Genomic DNA, 4,141 nt, shown 5'->3' on the forward strand with positions numbered 1-4,141 from the left:
TCAGTCACCCAAGATGTAGCTGACACACCGCTTTCGCGAGCAAGCCCGCTCCCACATTTTGATCTGTGGATAAATGAAAATCAGCGAACCACGCCTTCCTCAACCAGCAACTTGAGAATCGCCTCAGCCCCCGCCTGCGCAGTCGCGCCCTTGAGCACTTGCCCGCCACCGCCACTGGCCTTGGCCGTTGCCGCTTTCATGCGGTCGGCGCCGCTCTTGGCCTTGATCACCTTCAGGCGCTTGGGCCGTGGCTTGGCTGGTTGCAGGGTCGCCACCGCCAGCAATTCATCGTCCACCACTACCACATCATTGGCCTGCAATACCCCGCGTCGGGCCGGGCCGTAGGCACTCTGGCGTGGTTTCGGCGCGGCGTTATCCACAGTCGCGAGGAACGGCAGGCGTACTTTGAGCCGACGCCGCTGACCACGAGGCAAGGCTTGCAGCACCAGCGCCGAACCGCCGTCGATGGATTCAACCTGAGCCAGACCCACCACCAGCGGCCAGCCCAGACCTTCGGCCAGCAGGAACGGCAGCATGCCCGAGCCCTCGCCGGTTTCCGCCTGGCTACCGGTCAGCACCACCTGGGCACCGGCATCGCGCAAGTAACTGGTCAGCGCCGGCAGCGCATCGGCGCCCTCGGGCTGTTCCAGCACGTGCAGCTGTTCCAGGCCCATGCCCAGATAAGCCCGCAGCGCAGGCTCGGCGACGTCGCCGGCATGCAGCACCTGCAAGTTATCCCCAGCCAGTTGCAGACCCAGTTCCACCGCCCGCGCATCCTGTTCCGCGCGACGCGGACGACCGGAAGTCGGGTGGGCGCCGATGGACACCAGGCTGATGATTTTCGTGCTCATAACCCTTTCCTTCCCTTAAGCCGCATCGCGCTTGGCGTCGTTGCGGTAAGCCTCTACCGCCGCGATCAAGGCTCGAAGAATCTCGGCGCTCTCGCCGATCACCGACAGGTCGGCCCGTTTGATCATGTCGCAGCCAGGGTCGAGGTTGATCGCCACCACCTTGTCGCAGGCGCCGATGCCCTGCAGGTGCTGGATCGCCCCGGAAATCCCAACCGCCACATAGACCCGCGCAGTGACCCAGGTACCGGACGCGCCGACCTGACGGTCGCGGCCCATGAAGCCGTCGTCCACCGCCACCCGGGACGCGCCTTCGGTGGCGCCCAGCGCCGCGGCAGTCTGGTGGAACAGGTCCCAGTCCTTGACCCCGTTGCCGCCGGAGAAGATGAACTCCGCTTCGGCCATGGGAATCGCTGCCGGGTCCACAGCCACCGCGCCCAGATCCTCGATGCGCGACAAACTGCGCGCGACGGCTGTGGATAACTCCACCGGCAATGCTTCGTGACGGGTCTCGCTGACCGGCTCGGCGCATTCGACGGCGCCCAGGATCAAGCGCGCCAGCGGCCGGGCCAAATCCTGCAGACCGGCACCGGCACGACCCGTACAGGTCTCGTCCTTGACCTGCCAGACCCGTGTGGCCGGGCGTTCGCCCAGGGCCGCGGCAAAACGGCGGCCCAGTTCGCCGCCACCGGTGCGGCTGTCCGGCAGCAGCCAGTGCCGTGGATTGAACTGGTTATCCACAGCCCGCAGGCCCTGGACCCGTTGCTCCGGTGCATAACCGCTGAATTCTTCGCCTTCCAGCACCAGCAGGCGGTCGACGCCCGCCGTGGCAAAGGCGTTTTCCTTGTGCTCGCCGAAGACCACCGCCAGCACCGCGCCGTCCTTGCCGGCCAGCTGATGGGCCAGGCCCAGCAAGTCGCGGTCGTGGCTGCTCAAGCGGCCACCGACCATGTCCGGCACCACGCTGATGTAGAACGCAGGTTGCGCCACCTGATGCAGCGGCAACTGCACTTCAACGGCGGCCGAGCGCTTGGCCGTCCCGCCCTGTTGCGCGCCGCTGCGGTCGATACGCTTGATCCCGTTCGGCCCGATGAAACCGATGCCGTGGAGGTTCTTTCGGATCACGCCGTTGGGCCCCATCCAGCTGTGTTGCGCCGGTTGCATGGCTGCGTGCAGCGGATGCAGCCGGTTACGGGCGATCCATTCGGCGCGGGGGTCGCGGCGGATAATGTCGCTCATCAGTGCACCTCCGCAGGTTCGCGTTTGGTCGCCGAGGCGGACTTCGGCGCATCTTCTTCAAGCAGCGCGTCAGCCACCAGTTCGGCAATGTCCTTGATCAACGGCCGGGGTTCGACCACACCTTCGAGCATCGCGGTGCACTGTGGGCAACCCACGGCCACCAGTTCGGCGCCCGTCTCGCGGATGTCTTCCATACGCATGTCGGGAATACGCTGCTTGCCGGGAATGTCGGTGATCGGCGCACCGCCACCACCGCCGCAGCAGCGCGAGCGGAAACCGGAGCGCTGCATTTCCTTGACCTCGATGCCGAGGGCGCGCAGTACCTGACGCGGCGCCTCGTATTCGCCGTTGTAGCGGCCCAGGTAGCACGGATCGTGATAGGTCACGCTGTCGCCCTTGTGCTGGCCGAGGCTCAAGGCGCCCGCGTCGATGATTTCCGCCATGTAGGTGCTGTGGTGCTGCACCAGGTAGTTGCCATCGAACGCGCCGTACTCGTTTTTCAGCACGTGGAAGCTGTGCGGATCGCAAGTGACGATGCGGTTGAAACTGTATTTGGCCAGGGTCTGAATGTTGCGCTTGGCCAGCAGCTGGAAGGTCGCTTCGTCGCCCAGACGACGGGCCACGTCACCGCTGTCGCGTTCTTCGAGGCCCAGCACGGCGAAGTCGATTTTCGCCGCCTTGAGTACTTTGACGAAGGCACGCAGGGTGCGCTGGTTGCGCATGTCGAAAGCACCGTCGCCAACCCAGAACAGCACGTCGGTGGACTTCTTTTCGCTCATGAGATTGAGGTTGAGGTCCGCCGCCCAGTTCATCCGTCCACCCGGGGCGAAACCGCCGGGGTTGTCGGTGGCGATCAGGTTTTCCAGGACTTCGGCGCCCTTGTTCGGGGTCGCGCCTTTTTCCAGGGTCAGATGGCGACGCATGTCGACGATGGCATCGACGTGCTCGATCATCATCGGGCATTCCTCGACGCAGGCACGGCAGGTGGTGCAGGACCACAGGGTTTCAGCATCCACCAGACCGTTGACGATCGGTTGATGCGGGTTGCCGCTGTGTTCGCCGATCGGCTTGCCTGGATACGGACTGCCGGCGAACTTGGCATCGCTGCCGCCGGCCAGGCCGACGACCATGTCCTGGATGAGTTTTTTCGGGTTCAGCGGCTGGCCGGCGGCAAAGGCCGGGCACGCGGCTTCGCACTTGCCGCACTGCACGCAGGCATCGAAGCCGAGCAGTTGGTTCCAGGTGAAATCCTTGGGTTTTTCCACGCCCAGCGGTGCAGCCGGGTCATTCAGGTCCAGCGGCTTCAAACCGGTGGAACGACCACCGCCGAAACGCTCGGAACGGCGGTGCCAGGCCAGGTGCAGGGCACCGGCGAAGGCGTGCTTCATCGGGCCGCCCCAGGTCATACCGAAGAACAGTTCCGACACGCCCCACAGCACGCCAATGCCGAGGATCGCCGCGAGCAGCCAGCCGCCGAAGTTTTCCGGCAGGATTCCAGCCACCGGCAGAGTCAGCAGGAAGAACGAGGCAGAGAACGCCAGCAGGCTTTTCGGCAGGCGCATCCACGGGCCTTTCGACAGGCGCGAAGGCGGATTGCGACGACGCAGGTAAACGAAGATGGCGCCAACGAACATCACCGCCGACATCAGCAGCAGCGCGTAGCCGAGGATGCGGTTATGCAGGCCGAAACCGTGCACCAGGATCGCCAGCACGATGGACGCCACCGCGCCACCGGCCGTGGCCACGTGGGTGTTGGCGATGTATTTGTCCCGCGCGACAACATGGTGCAGATCGACCATGTAGCGCTTGGGCATGGCGAACAGGCCGCCGATCAGATCGACCTTCGAGGCCCGGCCCCGACGCCACATGGCCACCCGCCGCAGAGCGCCGAGAACCGCGAGGCCCAGAGCGGCGAACAACAGGATTGGAAGAAGGGTGTTCAACATGGTGAAGCTCCCAAAGACCGCAGGGTCTTGCAGGCCAAACTACCTGGATGCCTTGCCTGATTCCCTGTAGGAGCGAGGCTTGCCCGCGAAGGCGATAGATCAGCCGAC

The 4,141-nt window shown here is 64.9% G+C and carries 3 protein-coding genes; all 3 read right to left on the reverse strand.

Going from position 1 to position 4,141, the window contains the following annotated elements:
- Nucleotides 1-80 precede the first annotated feature (80 nt).
- From etfB to dgcB, 3 genes are read right to left on the reverse strand one after another with little or no spacing between them, the layout of a single operon-like run.
- A complete protein-coding gene (etfB, locus tag ACW9JE_RS29185) occupies nucleotides 81-851 on the reverse strand; it encodes an electron transfer flavoprotein subunit beta (protein WP_457434736.1) in 771 nt (256 codons plus the stop codon).
- A gap of 15 nt (nucleotides 852-866) precedes the next feature.
- Complete coding sequence (gene etfA, locus ACW9JE_RS29190) at nucleotides 867-2,087, reverse strand: electron transfer flavoprotein subunit alpha (RefSeq protein ID WP_224539314.1); 1,221 nt, start codon at nucleotides 2,085-2,087, stop codon at nucleotides 867-869.
- Nucleotides 2,087-4,033, reverse strand: coding sequence for a dimethylglycine demethylation protein DgcB (gene dgcB / locus ACW9JE_RS29195; protein ID WP_457434737.1), 1,947 nt, complete (start codon nucleotides 4,031-4,033; stop codon nucleotides 2,087-2,089). The genes etfA and dgcB overlap by 1 nt, the downstream gene beginning before the upstream one ends.
- Nucleotides 4,034-4,141 lie beyond the last annotated feature (108 nt).

The organism is Pseudomonas sp. SDO55104_S430 (genome assembly GCF_054070595.1).